This is a genomic window from Providencia sp. 6390, from assembly GCF_058148425.1.
Genome location: NZ_JBYVYL010000001.1, coordinates 17,547 through 38,671, shown reverse-complemented (window position 1 = coordinate 38,671; position 21,125 = coordinate 17,547). Strand labels below are relative to the sequence as shown.

18 protein-coding genes and 1 pseudogene are annotated in these 21,125 nt (G+C 42.6%); 15 read left to right on the top strand and 4 right to left on the bottom strand.

All coding sequences use genetic code 11. The features are described 5' to 3' along the window. Positions 1–2: 2 nt before the first annotated feature. Both AC3Z9T_RS00175 and AC3Z9T_RS00170 read right to left on the bottom strand, forming a co-directional pair. Positions 3–806, bottom strand: coding sequence for a hypothetical protein (locus AC3Z9T_RS00175; RefSeq protein ID WP_490124238.1), 804 nt, complete (start codon positions 804–806; stop codon positions 3–5). A gap of 314 nt (positions 807–1,120) precedes the next feature. Then, positions 1,121–1,749: pseudogene (locus tag AC3Z9T_RS00170) on the bottom strand (IS110 family transposase); the annotation flags it as partial. 692 nt (positions 1,750–2,441) lie between these two features. Between AC3Z9T_RS00170 and AC3Z9T_RS00165 the strand changes: the two are divergent. From AC3Z9T_RS00165 to AC3Z9T_RS00100, 14 genes are all read left to right on the top strand, one after another. Beyond that, a complete protein-coding gene (locus tag AC3Z9T_RS00165; protein ID WP_490124237.1) occupies positions 2,442–3,383 on the top strand; it encodes a hypothetical protein in 942 nt (313 codons plus the stop codon). Between the two features lie 912 nt (positions 3,384–4,295). Continuing rightward, positions 4,296–5,726 (top strand): gamma-aminobutyraldehyde dehydrogenase, encoded by a 1,431-nt coding sequence (locus AC3Z9T_RS00160; protein WP_490124236.1) that lies wholly within the window; start codon positions 4,296–4,298, stop codon positions 5,724–5,726. A 17-nt stretch (positions 5,727–5,743) separates the two neighbouring features. Next, the gene (locus AC3Z9T_RS00155; protein WP_490124235.1) at positions 5,744–6,520 is read left to right on the top strand and encodes a nuclear transport factor 2 family protein; all 777 of its coding nucleotides are present in this window, start codon (positions 5,744–5,746) and stop codon (positions 6,518–6,520) included. A 53-nt stretch (positions 6,521–6,573) separates the two neighbouring features. Next, positions 6,574–7,311 carry a FadR/GntR family transcriptional regulator gene (locus AC3Z9T_RS00150; protein ID WP_490124234.1) on the top strand — a complete coding sequence of 246 codons (738 nt, stop codon included), beginning with the start codon at positions 6,574–6,576 and terminating at the stop codon, positions 7,309–7,311. A 56-nt stretch (positions 7,312–7,367) separates the two neighbouring features. After that, on the top strand, positions 7,368–8,084 hold the full coding sequence (locus AC3Z9T_RS00145; RefSeq protein ID WP_490124233.1) for a cache domain-containing protein: 717 nt from the start codon (positions 7,368–7,370) through the stop codon (positions 8,082–8,084). Positions 8,085–8,186: 102 nt separating this feature from the next. After that, positions 8,187–9,473, top strand: coding sequence for a 4-aminobutyrate--2-oxoglutarate transaminase (locus AC3Z9T_RS00140; protein WP_490124232.1), 1,287 nt, complete (start codon positions 8,187–8,189; stop codon positions 9,471–9,473). Positions 9,474–9,811: 338 nt separating this feature from the next. Then, positions 9,812–10,174: a DUF805 domain-containing protein gene (locus AC3Z9T_RS00135; protein ID WP_490124231.1), complete on the top strand. Its 363-nt coding sequence runs from the start codon at positions 9,812–9,814 to the stop codon at positions 10,172–10,174. A gap of 37 nt (positions 10,175–10,211) precedes the next feature. After that, positions 10,212–11,735, top strand: a complete 1,524-nt coding sequence (locus AC3Z9T_RS00130; RefSeq protein WP_490124230.1) for an NAD(P)/FAD-dependent oxidoreductase — start codon at positions 10,212–10,214, stop codon at positions 11,733–11,735. 146 nt (positions 11,736–11,881) lie between these two features. Beyond that, complete coding sequence (locus AC3Z9T_RS00125) at positions 11,882–12,073, top strand: DDE-type integrase/transposase/recombinase (RefSeq protein ID WP_490124229.1); 192 nt, start codon at positions 11,882–11,884, stop codon at positions 12,071–12,073. 184 nt (positions 12,074–12,257) lie between these two features. Continuing rightward, complete coding sequence (locus AC3Z9T_RS00120; RefSeq protein ID WP_490125113.1) at positions 12,258–13,232, top strand: NAD-dependent epimerase/dehydratase family protein; 975 nt, start codon at positions 12,258–12,260, stop codon at positions 13,230–13,232. Next, positions 13,223–14,347: a glycosyltransferase family 2 protein gene (locus tag AC3Z9T_RS00115; protein WP_490124228.1), complete on the top strand. Its 1,125-nt coding sequence runs from the start codon at positions 13,223–13,225 to the stop codon at positions 14,345–14,347. The genes AC3Z9T_RS00120 and AC3Z9T_RS00115 overlap by 10 nt, the downstream gene beginning before the upstream one ends. Beyond that, the gene (locus tag AC3Z9T_RS00110; RefSeq protein WP_490124227.1) at positions 14,344–14,922 is read left to right on the top strand and encodes a hypothetical protein; all 579 of its coding nucleotides are present in this window, start codon (positions 14,344–14,346) and stop codon (positions 14,920–14,922) included. The genes AC3Z9T_RS00115 and AC3Z9T_RS00110 overlap by 4 nt, the downstream gene beginning before the upstream one ends. Beyond that, positions 14,901–16,088, top strand: a complete 1,188-nt coding sequence (locus AC3Z9T_RS00105) for a glycosyl transferase (RefSeq protein ID WP_490124226.1) — start codon at positions 14,901–14,903, stop codon at positions 16,086–16,088. The genes AC3Z9T_RS00110 and AC3Z9T_RS00105 overlap by 22 nt, the downstream gene beginning before the upstream one ends. Positions 16,089–16,122: 34 nt before the next feature. Beyond that, positions 16,123–17,217 carry a fatty acid desaturase family protein gene (locus AC3Z9T_RS00100; protein ID WP_490124225.1) on the top strand — a complete coding sequence of 365 codons (1,095 nt, stop codon included), beginning with the start codon at positions 16,123–16,125 and terminating at the stop codon, positions 17,215–17,217. Here AC3Z9T_RS00100 and AC3Z9T_RS00095 read toward each other — a convergent pair. Next, entirely contained in the window at positions 17,214–18,113 is a 900-nt protein-coding gene (locus AC3Z9T_RS00095) for a hypothetical protein (RefSeq protein ID WP_490124224.1), read from the bottom strand. The genes AC3Z9T_RS00100 and AC3Z9T_RS00095 overlap by 4 nt on opposite strands. A gap of 421 nt (positions 18,114–18,534) precedes the next feature. Here AC3Z9T_RS00095 and AC3Z9T_RS00090 point away from each other — a divergent pair, with 421 nt between their 5' ends. After that, positions 18,535–19,479, top strand: coding sequence for an ATP-grasp fold amidoligase family protein (locus AC3Z9T_RS00090; protein ID WP_490124223.1), 945 nt, complete (start codon positions 18,535–18,537; stop codon positions 19,477–19,479). A gap of 65 nt (positions 19,480–19,544) precedes the next feature. Here AC3Z9T_RS00090 and AC3Z9T_RS00085 read toward each other — a convergent pair whose 3' ends face one another. Then, positions 19,545–20,687 carry an MFS transporter gene (locus AC3Z9T_RS00085; RefSeq protein ID WP_490125112.1) on the bottom strand — a complete coding sequence of 381 codons (1,143 nt, stop codon included), beginning with the start codon at positions 20,685–20,687 and terminating at the stop codon, positions 19,545–19,547. Positions 20,688–21,125 lie beyond the last annotated feature (438 nt).

Below are 21,125 nucleotides of genomic sequence, written 5' to 3'. Positions count from 1 at the left end.
TTTTACCCTAACCTCAAAAAAAGACCTGCATTAACAGATCTAATTCTTTGCATAATTCTCATGGTAAATAGTCTTTTACATTTATAGAAACATTCGGTTTCCAAATTTTTACTCTTCTCAAGGTAACACCTAATAGATTGATTCCATTCAATAAATTGGTCAGGATGTAATATCTGACCTATCTCAAGCCATCCACATTCTGTGTTATCATCATATTTATTTATACAAGACTTAAGTCCGTAGATTAAATAAATACTATTTTTATTTTTATGTAATAAAACCATAGAATATGCAATATTAATGGGTTTTAAAATATCTTCACCACACCCACACATGCACTCAAGTGGCTTATAAAGTGATTCATCATTTAAGTTCAAATAATAATTTGCTGATATAAAAGATAGACCTTTTATTCCGCTACCGAAATAAGTGTCAATAATATTGGAGTGCGAAAAAGGAATAAATGTAGTTATTCTTGAACCATTAAATAACTTGAAATTAATTTGCATAGCCCTGAGTCTATCAAGTAACGATGTTGTGTAATTCCCTGAATAAAAGCCTATAAACCCTTCTACATTATGCTCTCTGATTCTATCTGCAATATTTTTTTCTAAACCTGTACCTATAGCTCCCTTATTAATGTTGTGTTTGAAAGAAACAAGGTACTTTATTCCTCTATAATCACAAATTCCCATATTATCTGATATTTCATAGGTCTCCCATCCCATATCATTCAGAAAATCAACAGAGAACTTCCTCCAGATTTCTTCATTATTCCATTTTTTTATTTCCTGCTTATAGTTCATGGCTACATTCAATTTTTATTAGAAATTTTAAACATAATATACACTAACGGCATGTTTAAATAAACCTCATTACTAGTATCAATTTTTTATTATAAATAATACAAAATTCACTCAGTGCATCGCTCTGATATTTGGATTGACACACATGATTATTTTCAGTCCCTCCAAATCAAGCCAGTGATAACCGATCCTATAACTTTGATACAAAAGACTTCTCGAAGTACGTTCACACCCTGATACATTCAGCAAACCTTTTTTAGCCTTAGAAAGAGAAACAGTTTATCTTCAAGTACCAACAAATATTTTGCTTCATCCTAGTTGGTTCTTATCTTACAGCACCGATAAATGATACTTATTCATTTAAATGCGGCTAATTGAGGTAATTTTCCTCTTTCTCACTGGCTCTGATAACAAAATATGGTCAATATGACGAATTAACTATTTTCGCTGCCCACTCTGCGAATGCCTGTCGGATGAGCTTTGAACATTACCATCGTCAATAACCCCCACATCTTCTGACCCTTCACTCTGTTACTGACTCAATACATGCATAGTTTTGAATTTATCCCTCGTTATTAAATTAGTAACGGTTATCACTAAATTAAATAAGTATTCGTGGGTCCATACATGGCTCAATGCCTGATAGTGATTTGACCAGTTTTGTATTTGGGAATGTATTAAACAGCGTTTCGATTCACTCATCATAAGTGTTGATGATTTAACTAACATCTTTTGTTTGTGTCGCCTGCGTTGTTGCCATCAAAATATTAGCCTTTATAACACAACACTCGGAGCTGTAGTTAACTAGCTGTCGGCGCTACTCAACTAACTGTTTAAGTAACTGGATATCAGCGCTGTCGGGTTCTGTGACTTTTATTTTTCAGGGATAGTGTGGCATTAGCTCTAACTCTGCATCTTGCAGATCATCCTTTACACCACTGGGGTAGAAGGCTTACCTATAGCGGGCCAGAGATAACAAAGATAATGATCCTGACTTTTACCTTTTAGTGCAACTCTCTGAGCCTGGTATCAATTGCTTCTAATGTACGTTTAATCAAAAAGAATATTTACCACCATAAAATAAATGTAAATATCGTGTTTCTCATCTGCTCACTCCAGAACAACATGAGCAGTGAACTACTCTATTATAGTCATTAGCAACCCTTTATATCGGGAGATCGATACGCATTCCAAGTTCTTCGAAAAAACATAGTCAGCAGCTTGTCTGCATACTCTAAATCACTAAGAAGTATAAATCTCAGGGTTTGAATGACTATATCTGGAACATCCGAACTGTATTGACAACGTAACCAATCAACCATGTTAGAATAGCAAACTACTTTTTTAATCCACATCACAAAAACAGCAAAATAAACTTTAGGCCCAACAATAGGCCCAAATTAAAAGTTGAATTGGATTTTATTAGTTTAAAATCAATGCAATAAAAGCTTAATTCAGACTCCGCCAGCCCACCAATTAAATCAAGGGGTTGCGTGAAAACACAGCCCCTTTGCTTTATCTAATGTCCACTTTGCGTCCACTAGTATACACTATTGCTTTTAGATGAAATTTACTAACTATTTATAAAATTCTTGTGTAATTTTCTCACCAATTTTAATTAGGCTACGTAATAATATGAGTTTCATAATTTATTGTTTTATTTCTTTATGTATTACATTCTGGGCATGGAAAAAGAGAAAACGATTCTCATTAAATTCGGATAGCTTACAAAAGCAATGGCTTTTCAGATTAGCTATAGTTTTTCCACTAATTTCCAGTTTGTATTTTATTTTATGGCTTAGTGCACCATACCCATTTCAATTTGATGCCAATGGTTATAATTCATTTTTAGAGATCAATAAATTTTCATTAGGTATTTTGGCATTATCACCGATTTTAGGTGCTTTTATTGTTTACGCACATCGCTCGATTCAGATGGCTAAACAAATTGAAATTACAGAAAAAAAGAATAAGGTAGATTTATATTTTTTATCTAGGAAAAATATAAATGAGTTACTATCATCTGTTAAAACCAGTGCAGATGAAGAAATTTTTCAATCCAACTTACTATATACAAAAGCATTCGATTTAAAATCTAATTATGAAGATACTGAAAACCCAGATTTTTATGATTATCTAAATGAATCAATTGGTTCATGTTATAACACGTTTCTAACTATAAGAGACTCTATACATGATGTTGATAATTTCAAAAAATCTAATATTAACTCAAATGAAGTATTTATAACTGTTGGTAAAGAGATAATTCGAATATCAAAATCAATTGATATTGTTAAAGAATTTTTGAATTTTAAAGTAAATCCTAATCTAGATTTAGCCAATAAATGCGTTAAGTTCTTTGTTGACAATAGAGATTCTATACTGGTAGATACTGGTAATTTTTATGATGTAAGGTATACCATGATGATTGCTGGTGAAATATATTCATTTTTAAATACCATTAAAGAAGTTGTATTAATTTTATCGCCAAATAAGAATATTGACTTAATTCTCCCTAACTTCGATGATGCTTTAACCGCTTGTTCTATAGGCTCTTTTAGTGTCGAAATTGCTTAAAATAAATTACAGTTAAATTTAATTCTCAAACGAGTACATTAAGCCACTGTGAAAGAAGTGGCTTTTTTATTTTATGTAACCATTGGATATTTTCGTAGCCTGAAATTTTTTACTTCCCCTTATTTTTTCGTGACATGTCACGACGACTTTTATTTTTTCAAAAGTATGTCACGCTATTTTCCCCAAATAATTTTGTAACTCATTTCAGTTTTTCATTTCTCCTCAAGCCGTACGGTTACTGACTTATTGAAATTACGCGGGTGATATCGAGATCCCGATCCAATGAAATCCACGTAAAATAGAAAATATTTATATATTTCATTTTGATAATTTCGGCAGCTCCCTAGTATTGGTGTGGCTTAGCGATATGGTTTGTAGAATTTTAAAACTGAAATAATTTTTAGATCCAAATTGTGCAGGCGGGTGCGTTTTACGTGGTGAAAACTTTTATTTCGTGGGCTCTGTGATTCGCCAGCGCAATGCAGTAAGTGCGATCCATTTTATTTATTGCGTTGTGTGGTCGGGTGATTGGTGCGCTCTGAGTTGCGCTCAGGCTGCTATATTGGACGCATAAAAAAGCCCACACTCGGCAGACAAATAGTGGACGGTAATTTTATTTACCAATGACGGGGGAGTACTTTTCATTCAAGCTGTCTATTCCACTCCCCGGCATTTAAGACAAGCTCGATTAGGACCTTACCTACGATGACGACAACGTCTTCATTTAACGGCGTTTATTATTCCGTCTCTCTCCAAATCCCAACAGTGCCATATTGTGACCATGGTCATAATTTGAGCAATTTTAATTAAACATATAACATTATAGGTTATAGTTAATTATGAGGATAACAAATTGTTAACATTTATGTAATATGACTTGTTTTCAACCATACACCCGTTAAGGAGAGAACGATGACCGTTTCAACGCTTAAGAACTTTATCAACGGTGAATACGTCGAATCCAGTAGTGATGATCGCTTCGATCTGATAAGCCCAGTCACAGGAAAGGTCTACGCCCAATCCCCAAACTCCAACGATGAGGATGTAAACCAGGCTTACGCTGCAGCGCGAGCGGCTTTCAAAATATGGGGGCGCAGCACGCCATCAATGCGTCAGAAGGCGTTGTTGGAGCTGGCCGATGCGGTAGAGAAAAATAGCGATCGACTGGTCGAAGCGCAGAGCCGCAACACAGGTCAGATCAAGCACCTTATCGCATCAGAAGAAGTTGCGACATCCGTAGATCAGATCCGCTTCTTCGCTGGTATGGCTCGCTTGCCAGAAGGTAAGTCCTCCGGCGAGTATCTGGAAGGATTCACCTCTAGTATCCGCCGTGAGCCACTCGGTGTGGTTGGTCAGGTTACACCGTGGAACTACCCTCTAATGATGGCAGTGTGGAAAATTGCTCCGGCTCTTGCCGCAGGGGACACCGTGGTGCTTAAACCTAGCGATACCACACCTGAAAGTTCATTATTGCTAGCCGAGTTAGCTGCGCCGTTCTTTCCTGCGGGGACTTTCAACGTGGTACTCGGCGATGCAAGTACCGGTTCTAAGGTTATTTCACACAAAACGCCTGCTCTAGTGTCCATCACAGGTTCGGTGCGCGCCGGTTTGCAGGTAGCCACTTCGGCTGCAGCCAACCTCACTAAGACGCATCTGGAGCTGGGTGGTAAAGCACCGGTGGTAGTATTCGAAGATGCTAACCTGGAGAAAGCTGTGGAAACTATCGCCATGACTGGCTACTTTAATGCTGGCCAAGACTGCACTGCTGCTGCACGCGTGATTGTCGCTGAATCTATCCATGACGCTTTCGTTGCCAAATTGGTAGCAGCCGCTAAAGCTACTCGCTTCGGTGATCCAGACGACACTGATGCGTTATACGGCGCGCTCAATAATGCCAACCAACTGAAGCGGGTTAAGGGATTTATCGACCGCCTGCCTGCCCATGCACGTATCGAGACCGGTGGACGTCAAGCAGACCGATTGGGCTTTTACTTCGAGCCGACTGTGATCACTGGCCTGAAACAGGATGATGAAGCTATCCAGACCGAGATCTTTGGCCCTGTCATCACAGTGCAGAAGTTCCGAGATGAAGCTGATGCCATCGAAAAAGCTAACGATGTGGAATACGGGTTGGCCTCCAGCGTTTGGACTCGCGATCACGGACGCGCGCTGCGTCTATCACGTGAACTAGACTTCGGTACGGTGTGGATCAACACCCACATTCCGCTGACTGGTGAGATGCCTCATGGTGGTTTCAAGAGCTCCGGTTATGGTAAGGATCTTTCAGCCTATAGTTTTGAAGAGTATACACGTATCAAGCACGTCATGAGCGCCAACGACTGACAACTGGAGTGACTGTAATGAACTATATTGAATCCCTACGCGACTTGGTGTCGCGTGCGCACCGCGAACTATTCACTGAGCGCGACACGGGAGCGCTTGACCGCTACTTTTCGCCCGATTTTATCGAGCACTCACAGCGAGTCAAAAAAGAGGGTGTTTTGGGCCTGCGCGAGTTAGTTGAGACACACCCCAACCTGCGGCATGAAACCCACCGAGTATTGCAAGATGGCGATCTCGTGGCTATACACGGGCGTTTTATCGGTCTGGATGAACAGCCGCTGGTCGGTTTCGACCTATACCGAGTGGCCGGCGACAAAATCATCAAACACTGGGATGGTCTGGTGCCTGAGGCCGCACCCAATGCAAGTGGTCGCACTCAGCTTGACGGCCCTACCGAACCCGGTACTGGGCATGACCGTGAAAAAAATCGAGCTTTGGTGACAGAGTTTTTCACTCGCACGCTGATCGAAAGTGACTACGACGGTTTCCGCCGCTATACAGACGGCAAGACCTTCTTTCAGCATAGCCCTGACATCACCGATGGCGTGGAACCCGTGATTGCTTTCCTAGATAAGCTGAGGACTGATGGGCAAGGGCTAAACTATCAGCGTATCCATCATACCGTCGCTGACGGTCAGTTTGTACTGACTCATTCTGAGGGCAGTATCGCTGGCGTCCGCCATTCTTATTTCGAACTGTGGCGAGTCGAGGGGGGGAAGGTGATCGAATTATGGGATGCCATCACGCCCGTACCGAAAGACGATCAAGCTCGGCGTCGTTACGATGCCTTTTGATGAATTGAACAATAAGCACACCTTACACGATGCGTATCTCTAGAGGAGAAGACATGACCGCACATTCCATTGTTTATGCTCCAATCGGTCAGGCGACGCGGTCGGAACAAGTTATTGAACGGTTGACGAATGCAATTATCGCGGGGCTGTTGGAGCCGAAGGAGCAGTTACCGAACGAGACTGAACTGTCGCGTCTGATGGGGGTATCGCCGATGACTGTGCGCGAAGCGCTGAACACGCTGCGCATCAGGCGTTTGATCGACACTAGGCGAGGACGTAACGGTGGCAGTTTCGTGTGTGAAATGTCTTCTGAAGAGAGGCAGAAACACCACCCGTTGCGTCTGGCGACAGCCCACTATCTGGCAGATCTTGGTGAATTTCACTGCGCGGTAGTTGGGCACAGCGCTCGGCTAGCAGCGCAAAGATCCACACCGACTGAAATACGCAGGTTGACGCAACAGATAGATGCTTTTGCGGCTGCGGTACAACCAGAAGCTAGGGCGCAGGCAGACATGCGCTGCCTGCTGATGCTAGCGGCTAATGCCCAATCTGCACGCCTCGCTAACCAAGAGCTGGAAATCCAGGGGGAATGGGCGCCACTTTCGGCAGGTCTGTATCAGGATGCAACGATCCACGCAGAGATCGTAGCGATTTATCGTTTGCTGGAAACCGCTCTACACGAGGCAGACGATCTGGTCAGTTGCCAGTTAGCTCAGAGCATGATCGCTGTACTTACCGATCGAATGCTCGAGGACAAATTGCGTATTGATGTCGAATCGCAGGCTAGATAGATAAGAAGCCGCGCAGCGCTAGGTAGGCGGTGGTGAAATCGAAATGGGGGCAACAAATGAGACATGAAAACTCGCAGATCAATCAGGCCAGAAACATTTTAGATTGTATCCTGATGGATGCGCAGAAAACAGCCGAAACGCTGGCCGAGGAAGCAGTTTGTCTTCTGTCTGGCTCTTCAGCTTATAAAGGCGACGGTATCAGATTGTCCGACGAGCACCGGCAAACACTTCAAGGGCACATCCGCAAAGCGCTGCTAAGCAACCCCTTATGCAACGGCGCTGGTTTTGCCAGCTATGCAGCGACGCAGACCAATCAAGGCTACTGGACGCTAGAATGGTGGCGCCAGGAGGGAAAGGACATAAAACAGGCGCAACTGGAACACAATCAAGAAGCTCGGCAAAGTCTAGATTTCCGTTTATTCGATTGGTTCGAACAACCCGCCCGCCACCACAGGCCTTTTGTTGACGGTCCCTACGTGGACTATGTTTGCAATGGCGCTTACACCATCACCGCAGCGCATCCTGTATTGATCGATGACACCTTTGTCGGAGTGGCGGCAGTAGATGTGCTGGTTTCGACACTGGAACGCTTCATCCAGCCAGCATTGGGCGCCATAGGTCAGCCGGCGCTGGTCATTAACGGAGATTCGCGGGTGGTGACTTCCGCAATGTCTGGCGTTCGTCCCGGTTCACTCTGGAAGGGCAAGGACCGCAGCCGCATCTCGAGCAGTGAGGGAAACGCGTTATACCTAGTGGTGCTTGCAACAACCTGAATATAGCTTGAGAAAGACCGAGATTTTTCTCAAAAACATAGAGTTAGAACGTTTCTAACAATTATTGCCAACAGTCATTTTTAACCAATAAGGAAAACCGTTATGACCTTATACAACCTACCTGAAAGACGCAGCGCAGCGATTGCCAGAGGCGTGGGCGTGACCACGCAGATCTACGCGGAACGTGCGCTAAATGCCGAAATCTGGGATGTGGAGGGGCGTCGCTACATCGACTTCGCTGCCGGCATCGCAGTTGTCAACACCGGCCACTGCCACCCATGGGTTATCGCCGCGGCTAAAGCGCAGATTGACAAGTTCACCCATACCTGCCATCAAGTGGTTCCTTACGAAAATTATGTCTCGTTGGCTGAGCGGCTTAACCAACTCGTACCCGGCGACTTCGCCAAAAAAACCATATTCGTCTCCACTGGTGCCGAGGCGGTGGAGAATGCGGTTAAGATCGCCCGCGTTGCAACCGGGCGTAGAGGCGTGATTGCCTTTAGTGGTGCTTTTCATGGACGCACCTTCATGGGAATGGCGCTGACCGGAAAAGTCACACCGTATAAAATTGGCTTTGGCCCGTTGGTCGGTGATGTCTATCGTATTCCGTTTCCGGTCGAGCTACATGGAATTAGTATCGAACAGACTCTGGATGAGTTGGAAACACTGTTTAAGGTTGACATTGAACCATCCTGTGTGGCTGCCATCATTATTGAGCCGGTGCAAGGAGAAGGTGGTTTCTATGCAGCCCCGCCGGCTCTGATGAAAGCATTACGTGAAATTGCTGATCGCCATGGCATCGTACTGATCGCCGATGAAATCCAAACTGGTTTCGCACGTACCGGTAAAATTTTTGCCATGGAGCACCATGAAATCACCGCCGACCTGATCACGTTGGCCAAGGGGCTGTCAGGAGGCTTCCCACTAGCGGCGGTGGTCGGCCGTGCAGAACTGATGGATGCGGCGGTTCCAGGTGGTCTAGGTGGCACTTTCGGCGGTAATCCGGTTAGCATCGCCGCTGCACACGCGGTGCTTGATGTTATTGAGGAAGAAAGCCTGCCTGCGCGCGCTGAGCAGCTCGGCGATAGGCTCAAAGCACGCCTACTGGCTTTACGCGATCGAGTGCCGCAGATCGCCGATGTGCGTGGACTGGGGCTTATGGTCGCAGTCGAATTCAACAAAGCGGATAAATCTGCCCCCAATCCTGATTTCACCAGTGCGGTACGCCTAGCTGCGCTTGAACGTGGACTCATTTTGCTGACCTGCGGTGTGTACAGCAACGTAATCCGCTTTCTGCCTCCTCTGACCATCGAGGATGCTCACTTTGACGAAGCACTCAGCATCCTCGAAACCGTACTGCTTGATCTGACTGGTAGGGAGCAAATGTGATGACAAGCGGTTTTAAACTGGCCGCCAGAATGAAAGACCCTTCCCTGTTTGTGCAGTAGGCGCAAGTCGGTAGACAATGGCTATCCGAAAGCGCTTCAGATAGACGTTTCGACGTGGCTAGCCTCGGATTGGGAGAGAAGGCTCAAAGTATGGCATATATGATTACACTGAACTGAAGTATCTGTAGCAAACGACGGCGCTTAATTGATATTCGATAATCTGGTTTAGATACTAATTTGAACAAACAAACTTAATTGTTCAAATAGATGTAACAACTGTATAGCAGACCGAGAGCGCATCATGTTTAGCTTGTTTTTCGAGTCGTGGGGAGAAAATAAATGAATGGGTATTTGCATGCATTGAAGCAGTATGCAGTGTTCAAGGGACGAACTCGGCGCAGGGATTACTGGTATTTCGCGCTGTTTCAGATCATCGCCGTATTAGCGATCTCTTTTGTTGAGCGTCAACTTGCCATCGCCAACCCTGAAATCCTCTTCGGTTGGTTCACGGCTCTTTATCTATTGGTCACTTTGCTGCCGGCTCTGGCCGTGACAGTGCGTCGTTTGCACGACACCAGCCGCTCCGGATGGTGGGTGCTACTCTATATAATCCCACTTATCGGGGCTGTCGTTGTGCTGACCTTCACCCTGCTAGATAGTACACCAGGCAATAATAAATATGGCGCCAATCCCAAGGGCTGACAAGCTTGAGATATTTTGATGAACAGAGGAAAAATTTATGAAATTGAACAGACGTGAATTTGTACTCAAGGCGGCTGCCATTTCAGGCGCAGCAGCTCTACAGCCATTTTATTTGTTTGCACAGACAGAGCCAAGCTCCGTGACAACGGCAGGCGCTTCTGATCTTCTACGGCCTTTAATCTTGCCGGATGCCCGTAAGGCGGAGAGCAAGTTGGGGCTTGATCCGAGAATCTGGAACTGGCGCAAGGGTGCTTCCGGCGCCATGCCCGCCAATTACTATGAAGACTCTCTGGCCGAATGGCCGCGCTTTAGCGCATTGCCAGGTGAACGGACCTGTGATGTGGTGGTCATTGGTGGCGGGTTGTTGGGGGCCTCGACAGCGCTTCACCTGACTGAAGCCGGGTTGGACGTGATTCTGGTTGAGAAGAATAACATCGGCTCAGGTGCTTCAGGCCGTAACGGCGGTCAGCTTACACCCGGTCTGGCTCGATGGGAGGCCGACACCATCCTCGAAAACCTACCATCCGATGAAGCTCGACGTCTATGGCGCTTTTCTTCAATTGAAGCTATGGAGCTCATCGATGAACTTGCCGAACGCTATGGATTTGAGTGTGACCGCAAGCGCGGGCATCTTACCGCCGCGATACATAGTGGACATATAGGTGCACTAGTAAAAAACGCCGATGCGCGGCGCGCGCTTGGCGATCGTAATGTGAGCATTATCGGCCCGCATGAGTTGCAAGAATATGTCCGCTCAGACATCTATCACGGCGGCACCCTAGACAGTATTGGTGGCCAAGTTCATCCGTTAGCGTTGCTGCGTGGCATGGTTTACGGTTTTGTCCAACAAGGCGGGCGCGTGTATGAAGACACCGAAGTCATAGGTATTCAGGAGACTGCGGAAGGCACGGTAGTGACAACCGCCTCCGGCGTTATCAGAGCACGTAAGGCCGCGGTGTTGGCAGTACACTATGCTACGCACAAATTTATTTCTGGCAGTTCCACTACGATGCCATTCGTGACTTATGTTGGGGTGACTGAACCGCTGAAAACTGATGTACGCGAACTGCTGCCTGCCGATCTTCCAATCTACGACACACAATTGCAGATCGATTACTATCGTGCTGTACGTGGCAACCGCTTATTATTCGGTGGGCAGGGTACGGGGAATTCCTGGTCGCCCAGAGATGTTAACAATTACTTGCTCGAACGTATTGAGACTGTATTCTCACAGTTGGAGAAGCCAAAGCTTGAGTATTCCTGGGGTGGAATAACCGATCTTACCATCAATGGTGCGACCGATAGCCGCAAGAGCGAAAGCAAAGCGCCAGTGTATATGGTACATGGCTGGAGCGGCCACGGCGTGGCGCAAACGGTGCGCATCGGCAAGGCCATCAGCGATGACGTGACTGGGCGCAACAACGACTTCGACATGCTTACGCGCATCAACCATGCCGAGTTGCCATTAGGCAAATATATCTCGCCAGTCGTTATTCCTCTGATTAAAGGTGCATTGACCGTGAAAAGTACCTTTAATCCTGCCGATATGGTCTCATTTTAAATCGTGTTTTACTCCTGCACATTACTTTATATTTTGGCCACAAAGAAAAATGCAGGGCACTGTTGCAGAGTTTGATTTTATAAAAATTGGAGCGCTATAGCCACAATATATTGGATTTTAAATCAGATGAATGGCTATATTTGGTAGTGAAATTATCTCCTGTAAAACTTTGCAGCAATGCCAAAACAAATGGTAAATGGGCGTATCTGCACTGTGCAGTTGACAGCAAAGGAGATGCCCTGGATTTTTATCTTTTACCTCGCAGAAATATCAATGTAGCTTATCGTTTTTTAAGTAACTTCTTCAACGGATTGAAAAAGGTCAGGCACCTAAAGTGATTAATACAGATAAAGCGGCATCTTATAGCCGTGTCATCATGTCACTTAATTTCCCTTAAAAAATCATCTCGACATTAGAGCTATTAATAAGATTTTAAAAGAGATAGTACAACTACCTCCTTTAAGTCACCGGTGGTATTCTGTGCTACTAAACATGTTTATCAATAATCTTTCAGTCTCTAACATCATGAAAATACTCATCACCGGTGCATCAGGCTTTATTGGCAGTTCGTTTCTACGACGCTTTGCTGGTAATACTGATCTTGAACTTTATGGCATTGGGAGACGATCGGTGAGCGGTTTTCCTGCTTCTATACGCTATCAAACGTTGCCCTTGAGTCAACTTACACAACTCGATTTTACCCCTGATGTGGTTATTCATGCGGCAGGGAGAACATCACCTTGGGCTTCCATACAGCAGTATCATCAGGATAATGTTGAAACGACTCAACAAGTTATCAATTTTTGTAACCAATGTGGCTTTCCCCGCTTAATCTTTTTATCTAGTGCCGCAGTCTATTATCGTTTTGAGCATCAACTCAATTTGCAAGAAAGCCAACAGTTAAGTACAGCGTTTACCAATGAATATGGCCGCAGTAAGTATCAAGCAGAACAATTAATCAGCTCCTACCAAGGGGAAAAAACCATTTTGCGCCCTTGTGCTGTATTTGGAACTGGCGATCAATTACTCCTTCCCCCACTATTAGCGGCTGCTAGAAAAAATCAGCTAGTTAGACTAAAAAATAAAGTGATGTCGGCACAGGCTGATATTATGCCTATTGAGATGTTATGTGATTATTTGTTACGGGCGGCCTATCATCCCCAATTGAAAAGCTGCTATAACATTTCAGCGGGACAAGCCGTCGAAACGGAGGCGTTTTTGGATCAAGTTCTGAGTCAATTAGGGTTACCTTTACCCGTTAGAACAATAAAACTAAGCAATGCGATGCGATTTGCTGGCTTGTTAGAATGGCTATGGCGTTGGTTACCTTTATCAGGTGAGCCCCCAATTACGCGTTTTGGTATTGGTGTATTCGGCTATACTTGCACATTAGATGTAGCAGCAATGTATGAGGATTTTGGGAAGCCAGAAGAAGACCTTCAACAATGCCTTCAGGCGTTTTTACAACATTATAGGATGATGAATAAATGCTGTTAGTTGCCCTTATTTGGCTATGTATTCTGTTGTTTAAGTTTTATTTTACCCTCAAAGAATTACGGGTTCCTGCTATCTATTGTGATAATGATTTAAATTCAGTGGCAGTGATGCAGCCCATTCTCAGTGGTGATCCCGCATTAGAAACAGTACTAGAAAAAACCATTAATCAGTTAAACGGAGCACATTTTTTCTGGTTAATTGATAATGATGACTTAGAAGCACAACAAGTAACGCAACGGTTACAATCACGCCATCCGCAACAGCAAATATCAATTCTCTCTTTTCCTCAAGCGCCTGAAGGGGTGAATCCTAAATTATTTAAATTAGAACAAGCAAGAATACAAATAACGAATAACGTTATTTTAGTTCTTGATGATGATGCAGTATTAAGCGCTAAGTCATTACGCTGTATGTTAGGTAAGCTAGCAGATAATACGTTAGTCACTGCGTTACCTTGGTATCGAACAACGAATAATCTCCCTTCGCGTTTATTAGCGCAATTTGTCAACGATAATTCAGCAATGACTTATTTACCGTTATTGCCTTTCATTCCACCGCTAACATTGAATGGCATGTGTTATGTGGTCCGTAATAAAACATTAGAAAGCGTTGGCGGCTTTAAATCTATATTGCATCAATTAACCGATGATCTCGCTTTAGCCACTTTACTCACACGCCACAACATCGCTATCGTTCAATCCACGGCAACGGTTTGTGTGCAAACAAGCGTCGCTAATAGTAAAGCTTACTTTCGACAAATGCATCGTTGGTTTCTATTTGCCACCTTATTGATGCGTGAAAAAAGTGCTGCAACTAATTTAGTTATTTTTGTTCTGCAAGGGTTACATCCGCTGCTGTTATGGGGCTTATTAGTGATAGCCTTTAGCAACTTAACAAGTGGTGTACTGATATTCGTTATATTAGTGACCCGTCATTGGATACTTCGCTACATTCAGCAAGTCATGGCACCTGAGATCCCAAGTAATCCACTTTTATCATTGCTATCGGAATTATTACAACCATTCCATTTAATACATGCATTAATTAACCGTACTATTTATTGGCGTTCACGGCGTTATCGCATTTTCAGTAACGAGCGATTCACTTCATTATGATGAATAATCATTTACAGGTAGCGTTTATTACTGGTCGTAGTCGCCCTAATAATTGGTCTCTCAGCCCTGTTCAAACTACTTTTTTACAAAAAATTGTAGGTGCTCATCAGCAAGTTATGATGAATTTTCCATGGACAGTTCAAACTACGCCATGGACTACAACTGGGCTATTACGCGCTAGCATCAATAATACACGTGAATATTTCGGATCTCGTTCAGCGAATTTTGCATTACGTTATCGTCAGCAAACGATCAACATGCTAACTTCAGCCAATCACACCCTATTGCTTTCCGGTAGTTGTGGGCTTGAATTATTTAACCAGCTGCATTTAGAACCCGCATTACTAAAACGGGTGAGTATTTTTGCTTACGGGCCTGTTGCTCGGCAGCGCCCTAGCTGTCAACACTTGTTAGTGCAAGGAAAACAAGATTGGATTTCCCGTTGTTGGTTTCGACATGCCGATAAGCGTATTGACTGCGGTCATATGAATTACCTTGAACAACCGCAATTGTTATCGTTATGCAATCAGTTTATAGAAGATTTGGTGGTTAAATGCAGCGCTTATACAACTTGATCCCTACGGGTACCACTCGTATTGATTTATTGGCTCCTCCCTTTTCAGGGCATTTGCATCCGATATTAGCGCTAGCCCGCGCACTATCTACGCATTACCAAGTTCGCGTTATTAGCACGCAAGGTGCCGCTGCATCCGTCCTTGCCGCTGAACTAACCAGTTTATCTCTTCCAAGTGATTATGATCAGCCATTACTACAAGTGGTTAACCCACAATATTCAGTGGGTGCAAACCCACTTCGTCTATATCGACAGTTTCGCAATGTCGTTGGTTTATTGAAAAACTTTGCTGACGAGTTAGATCAGCTATGGCTAGACGAAGGTAAACCTGATTTAGCAATAGCTGATTTTACACTACCCATTGTGGGTGAAGTCTGTCGCAGGCAGGATATTTTATGGTGGAGTAGTCTGCCATCCCCTTGTGTACTTGAAACCCCTGATGGTGTCCCCGCCTACTGCGGTGGGTTGATGCCACCACAAAATATTTATCAAAATTGGTTGCATGCATTTCATCGAAAGAAAGTACGGTTATTTAAACAAAGTGTGTTTTGGTTATTTAGAAACGTGATCCGCCAAACGGGTATCACTCAGTTATATCGCGCTGATGGCAGCGAAAATGCGTATTCATCATCATGTATATTAGCTCTTGGCGAAAAAGAGTTTGAATTTCCACGTAGTTGGCCTGCTTCAGTTCACTTTATCGGTCCTGCGTTATATACACCGCCAGTGCAATGTGAGATGCCACCGTTTGAAGAGGGTAAACGTCATATATTAGTCACCCTCGGTACACATTTGGATTGGCACAAAGATGCTGTGATGAAGGCAGTGATCACATTAGCCTCTACGTTGCCTGAGTATGTATTTCATTTTACTGATGGACATCAGATGACTGAAGGTGCTCAGCAAGTGAATAATGTCTATCGCATACCGTGGGTTAATTATGATTTGTGGCTAACACGTTACGATGCGGTGATCCATCATGGTGGCGCAGGTATTATGTGGCATTGCATAGAAAACAATATCCCAGCCCTCGTTTATCCTGTCGATTATGACCAATTTGATCATGCAGCACGGCTTGAATGGAGTGGTAAAGGACGTTGGGTGAAAGGTGGATTAAAATCGTTAGAGAAAGCAGGCTCTATGTTGCAAGAGCTACTTGATGCATAATGAATTATCTCTTTTGCAAATAAAAAGATAAATAATGAGCCAACAATTAAATGAATTGCAATTCACACAGGCGCATGAACAAGCGTTTCATGATGCATTAAAGCAAGCCAGTCGCAGCTATCTTAATGGTCGAAATGATCATGTCTATGCAAGTAAGAAAGATATTTTTCTTATTGTTAGCATGATGGTCATCGCTGTGATGTGTTATGTTCCCACATTATTGACCTCTTCAACGATAGTGTATATTGCCGGCTATGTCTGCTTTGTATTACTTATCATGCTACTGAATGTGTTAGGCCAGCACGATGCTTGCCACAATACCCTATTTAGGCAAACGTGGTTAAATCGTATTTTTGGTCGCCTAGTCACATTACCTCTAGGTCTCGAACCTGAATTTTGGCGAGTACGCCATGTCTATTTTCATCATCGCTATGCCAATATTGAACATTACGATTTAGATACCGAAGAAAATGGTATTTTTAGGCAAACGCCTTTTCAAAATTGGCGACCAATGATGAGATATCAGCACATTTATTGGCCAATCGTCGCATCATTTTCTCTCACATGGATTGCCTTAGTTTTTGATTGGTCAGACAGAACGGGAAAAACGCCGCTGCAATCACGCAAAGTGTTAGAAGGTAAATTGGGTTGGGCGCTGTTTTTAGGGAGTAAAATTTGCCATTTACTCTTAATGCTTGGATTGCCATTATTGGTCGCGCATCATCATGGCATCGGCATAATGACTATCTTGTTAACTTATGTGGCTAGCCAAATGATAGCTTCTTTATTTGTCGTTTATTTACTGCTCGGTACTCATTGGGCTGAAACGGAATTCTTTGAGGCTCCTGATAACCAGCAAATGCCTCATGGTTGGTATCATCACAATTTTGTGACCGCTTGCGATTGGCTACCCTCACCCAAATGGTTATGGCGTTTAACTGGTGGGCTGAACTATCACCTTACCCACCATTTATTTCCTGGTTGGCATCACCGCCACTATCCTGCTTTAGCCACTATTATTGCTCGGCTAGCTAAGCAGTATAATCTGCCTTATCGTTGTATCAGCTACCAGCAGTTACTTGATGCCCAGATCCGTTTTTTACGTAAAATGGGTGAAGTGCCTCATTAGCTTTTTGCTGAATACTGAGTTAACCCTGTGTATGCGTTGCCTTGGTACAACTTCTGAATTTCTCCTGTGCTCAGGGCAACACGGTATAAACCACCTAATAGATCGGCAACATACATTAACTGAGCTGGCTTGTCGTAAGTTAAACCGATCGCTTCATTAAAGCCACGGCAGATCACTTGATAATTAACCAAACCACGTTTAGTGATATCAGCCTTATTCAAGCTATTACCGTTTGGTTCGCCACCACGGTCTGTCCAGTAGAGGATCTGTTCTTCCTGATCAAGTAACAGATCGATAGGTTCAGGTAATTTATCAAGCAATAACTCAATATCTTTTCTATTGGCAGGATCATTACTTGTGGTTGGTCGTAATGGCGCTCGAAATAAACGACCTTGGTGACCTTTTGGTGTACCTTTTTGAGTCCAATACAACCAGTTATTCACAACGTCAACTGTAATTCCTACACACTGATCAAGTATGTCAACATTACCTTGATGATTTCTAGGTCGCTCAATGTGTGTTTGTAAATCACTGCCATCAGTATTACAGGATGAGACTTTGCCACCTTCTCTATCACACCAATATAACCGCTGATTAATTTGATCAAGCTGCAACTGTTTTGGTGTACGAATTCGGCCTTGATTAACTAACACTTTCCAACCTGTGCCATCAAAGTTGGCCACATTGATAGAACCATCATCTGCCGCATAATCCTCACCCATATTGCTCCAGTAGATTAAGCGTCTTTCGGGATCAACGGCAATACCATCAGGCGTACCACCAAGCCCTTCAATAAGATTATGCATTTGCCCCGTGATCTTGTGGTACCCAACAATGGCAGGATTGTCGATATCAAGCAGTAATAAGTCAGGTTGGGATTGTTGATTATCTTTCACTGCAAACACCTCATCATACGTTTGATTAATTCACATCAATAAATATAGATGAGTGACTATTAATTAGCCAACTAACAATATAAGAATTAAATAATCCCTTAAGGTTTGCTTAGATTTTTACTGTTATCGTAGGATAATATTAGGATTGTTCTATGCTTAACTAAAATAAACTGGCGAATATTGATATAAAAACAAACAAATATCAGTTTTAATTGACTTATTAATACAATGGTTGTTTATCATTCGTTTAATTAATATATCACTTAAGTCAAGTGTTAATAAGAAAACAGAAAATCAGAAAACTTAACAATACCCTCCATATTTAATATCTATTTATGTTTAGCCAAATATAATTCCTGAGTAATTTTAAGCTGTACAAAATTTATTAAATAATAACATAAAGAATGGTTAGGCGACTCATATGAAAAAAGTCGAATATTTACTCAAAAAGCTACGCACCTTAGTCATCAGTGATAAACTCTATCTCACTAATAAATTTAGGAAAAAGATAGGTTATATTCCTAATTTTGATATACCTAAAAGTTTTAATGAAAAAGTTAATCACCGCATGATATATGATAGAAATCCTTTATATACACAGTTAGCTGATAAGCTTGCTGTACGTGAATATGTTACACGAAAAATAGGTGATCAATATTTAGTACCAATTTTAGCCGCTTATAATAATGTCAATGAAATCAATATTGATAAATTACCTGAGCGATTTGTATTAAAATGTAACCATGATAGTGGTAGTAGCATCATTTGTACGGATAAAAATCGGTTTGATTTACAAAAAGCTAAAGACAAGCTTGGGTTCCATTTAATAAAAAACCTGTATTATATTACTCGAGAACGACACTATAAAAATATTCAAGCCAAAATCATTTGTGAGCAATATATTGATTTATTTGCGAATAAGAATAGAAAGTTAGTGCCTGAAACATGCCGTATCCACTGCTTTGCGGGTAAACCTGCGTACGCAGAGATCGACTACACCGATGAACATGGCACTGAGTTTATCAATATCTATGATACGCAATGGCAATTACAGCCAATGACCTTTGGCTACCCAAACATGTTAGAGCCTGTTGCTGAACCACCATTATTTCAAGAAATGCTCAGGCTAGCTCAGCGACTTGTGAGCCCATTTGACTATTGCCGTGCTGATTTCTTGATGTCTGATCAAAAGCTATATTTTAGTGAGCTCACGTTCGCGCCAAATGCAGGTCGTACAGAAATTCAACCACTATCATGGGATTTTAGACTTGGTGAAATGTGGGAACAGCGCATTACTAGTGCAGAGGGTAATATTGCAATAGAAGGTGCACTTGCCACTGTATCTTTCCCTAACAAGAAAAAATAACCTTTATAAGCAAAAAAGCCGTGTTTACCTCATCAGCAACACGGCTTTTCTTTGACTACCAATAATTAGTTAGCCAACACACCTGCTTTACGGCGCACACTAGTAATCAACATATAAATTGTCGTGACCGTTAACACAATAAAGAAGAAGCTAACCAAACCATTGTGTTGCTCTAAGAACGTTCCCGCAACCAATGGGCCAACCGCAGAACCAACGCTATAACTAAATAACATTACTTGTGTCGCAGCGACAATATAAGATGAATCAAGGTTATCGCAGGCTAAAGTGATCGCAATGGGATACAGTGCGAAAGATGACATCCCTAACAACGCTAACGCAACAATCATCACAAGGTAATCTTCAGAGAGATAAATAATCCCCATAGCAAATACCCCTAGCAATGAAACCATCGCTAATAACAGTGTTTTGCTCATTATAATTGATAGTTTGCTTATCACCGGCTGGATCAACATGCCACCTAAAATAATCGACGCCATCAATACACCGACTTGTTGAGTGGTAAATGGGCCATTTTTAAGTGATAACGGCATTAAACCATAAATTGTTCCCATCAAAATACCTGATGTCATACAGCCAATCATCGCAGGCTTACTCAAACGAGTAATTTTTTTCAATGACAACTTTTTGTGGGAATCACAAGCAGGCTGCCCTTGGCGAAACAGCAGTGGTGGTAAAACAGCCATTAATAATAAACCTAACACCACCATAAATGGATAGACGCCTTGGGTGCCAATTGCGCCAATCGCTAATTGACCTAATGTCGTACCACCATATAACGATGTCATATAAAAACTAAGACGTTTCGCTCTTTCTTTGGCGCTATCACCAATCAGTAACCATGATTCGACAACAACAAAAATCCCAGCAACTGCAATACCTGCAATTAAACGGTTTGGTAGCCAAGCGCCGATGGTTGCTGTCCATGGTAAAACCACTACCGTCGTAGCAAGCATTAATAAAAAAGCAATAAATGAAAGGCGATGGCCTATCTTAGCTATCACAGGCTCAATCATCATCGAACCAATTAATAAGCCAATATAATAAGCACTTGCAAGCCAACCTGCGTAGCTGGTATCGATATTAAAGCCGCCCATTGATAATGGGATCAGGCTCATCAAATACCCTGAAGCGATTGCAAAAATAGTTAAACCAGCGACAGGTACAAAAGTACTGTCTTGTTTGCGCATTATTGTCGAGGCCTGTTTCACGACCTACTCTCCCGCTAATAAAAAATTAAATGCGCTGCATCTTCATCGAGGGGCTATGCGGCAACACTAAGCAAAAAATAACAACTCAGTCCGGCGACTAGTGCAGATATTAAAATAAAGATAAGACTAATTTGCCGGCAATATAGAACTTTAATTCACTAAATTAAAATGAGAAAAACTAATGCTCACTAGCAAAAATATTTATGTGAGAAAAATCACGTTTTTTTTCGAGAGGAAGTTTGTTAAAATAATCAGGAAAACCCAATAAAATAATTTAAAAACAATCAGTTAAATAAAAATATTCATGATTATGAATAGAGCGTTTTTTATACAGAAAAAATATTTTTTCTTTATTAGAAGAGTGATGAAAAATAGTTTCTTACAATATTATGCTGTTGTCTTGGTTCTAGTGTTCCC

Bases quoted from the DNA above. Each gene is read 5' to 3' on its own strand.
- AC3Z9T_RS00175 (WP_490124238.1), bottom strand. From the start codon at position 806: ATGAACTATAAGCAGGAAATAAAAAAATGGAATAATGAAGAAATCTGG.
- AC3Z9T_RS00165 (WP_490124237.1), top strand. From the start codon at position 2,442: ATGAGTTTCATAATTTATTGTTTTATTTCTTTATGTATTACATTCTGG.
- AC3Z9T_RS00160 (WP_490124236.1), top strand. From the start codon at position 4,296: ATGACCGTTTCAACGCTTAAGAACTTTATCAACGGTGAATACGTCGAA.
- AC3Z9T_RS00155 (WP_490124235.1), top strand. From the start codon at position 5,744: ATGAACTATATTGAATCCCTACGCGACTTGGTGTCGCGTGCGCACCGC.
- AC3Z9T_RS00150 (WP_490124234.1), top strand. From the start codon at position 6,574: ATGACCGCACATTCCATTGTTTATGCTCCAATCGGTCAGGCGACGCGG.
- AC3Z9T_RS00145 (WP_490124233.1), top strand. From the start codon at position 7,368: ATGAGACATGAAAACTCGCAGATCAATCAGGCCAGAAACATTTTAGAT.
- AC3Z9T_RS00140 (WP_490124232.1), top strand. From the start codon at position 8,187: ATGACCTTATACAACCTACCTGAAAGACGCAGCGCAGCGATTGCCAGA.
- AC3Z9T_RS00135 (WP_490124231.1), top strand. From the start codon at position 9,812: ATGAATGGGTATTTGCATGCATTGAAGCAGTATGCAGTGTTCAAGGGA.
- AC3Z9T_RS00130 (WP_490124230.1), top strand. From the start codon at position 10,212: ATGAAATTGAACAGACGTGAATTTGTACTCAAGGCGGCTGCCATTTCA.
- AC3Z9T_RS00115 (WP_490124228.1), top strand. From the start codon at position 13,223: ATGCTGTTAGTTGCCCTTATTTGGCTATGTATTCTGTTGTTTAAGTTT.
- AC3Z9T_RS00110 (WP_490124227.1), top strand. From the start codon at position 14,344: ATGATGAATAATCATTTACAGGTAGCGTTTATTACTGGTCGTAGTCGC.
- AC3Z9T_RS00105 (WP_490124226.1), top strand. From the start codon at position 14,901: ATGCAGCGCTTATACAACTTGATCCCTACGGGTACCACTCGTATTGAT.
- AC3Z9T_RS00100 (WP_490124225.1), top strand. From the start codon at position 16,123: ATGAGCCAACAATTAAATGAATTGCAATTCACACAGGCGCATGAACAA.
- AC3Z9T_RS00090 (WP_490124223.1), top strand. From the start codon at position 18,535: ATGAAAAAAGTCGAATATTTACTCAAAAAGCTACGCACCTTAGTCATC.
- AC3Z9T_RS00085 (WP_490125112.1), bottom strand. From the start codon at position 20,687: ATGCGCAAACAAGACAGTACTTTTGTACCTGTCGCTGGTTTAACTATT.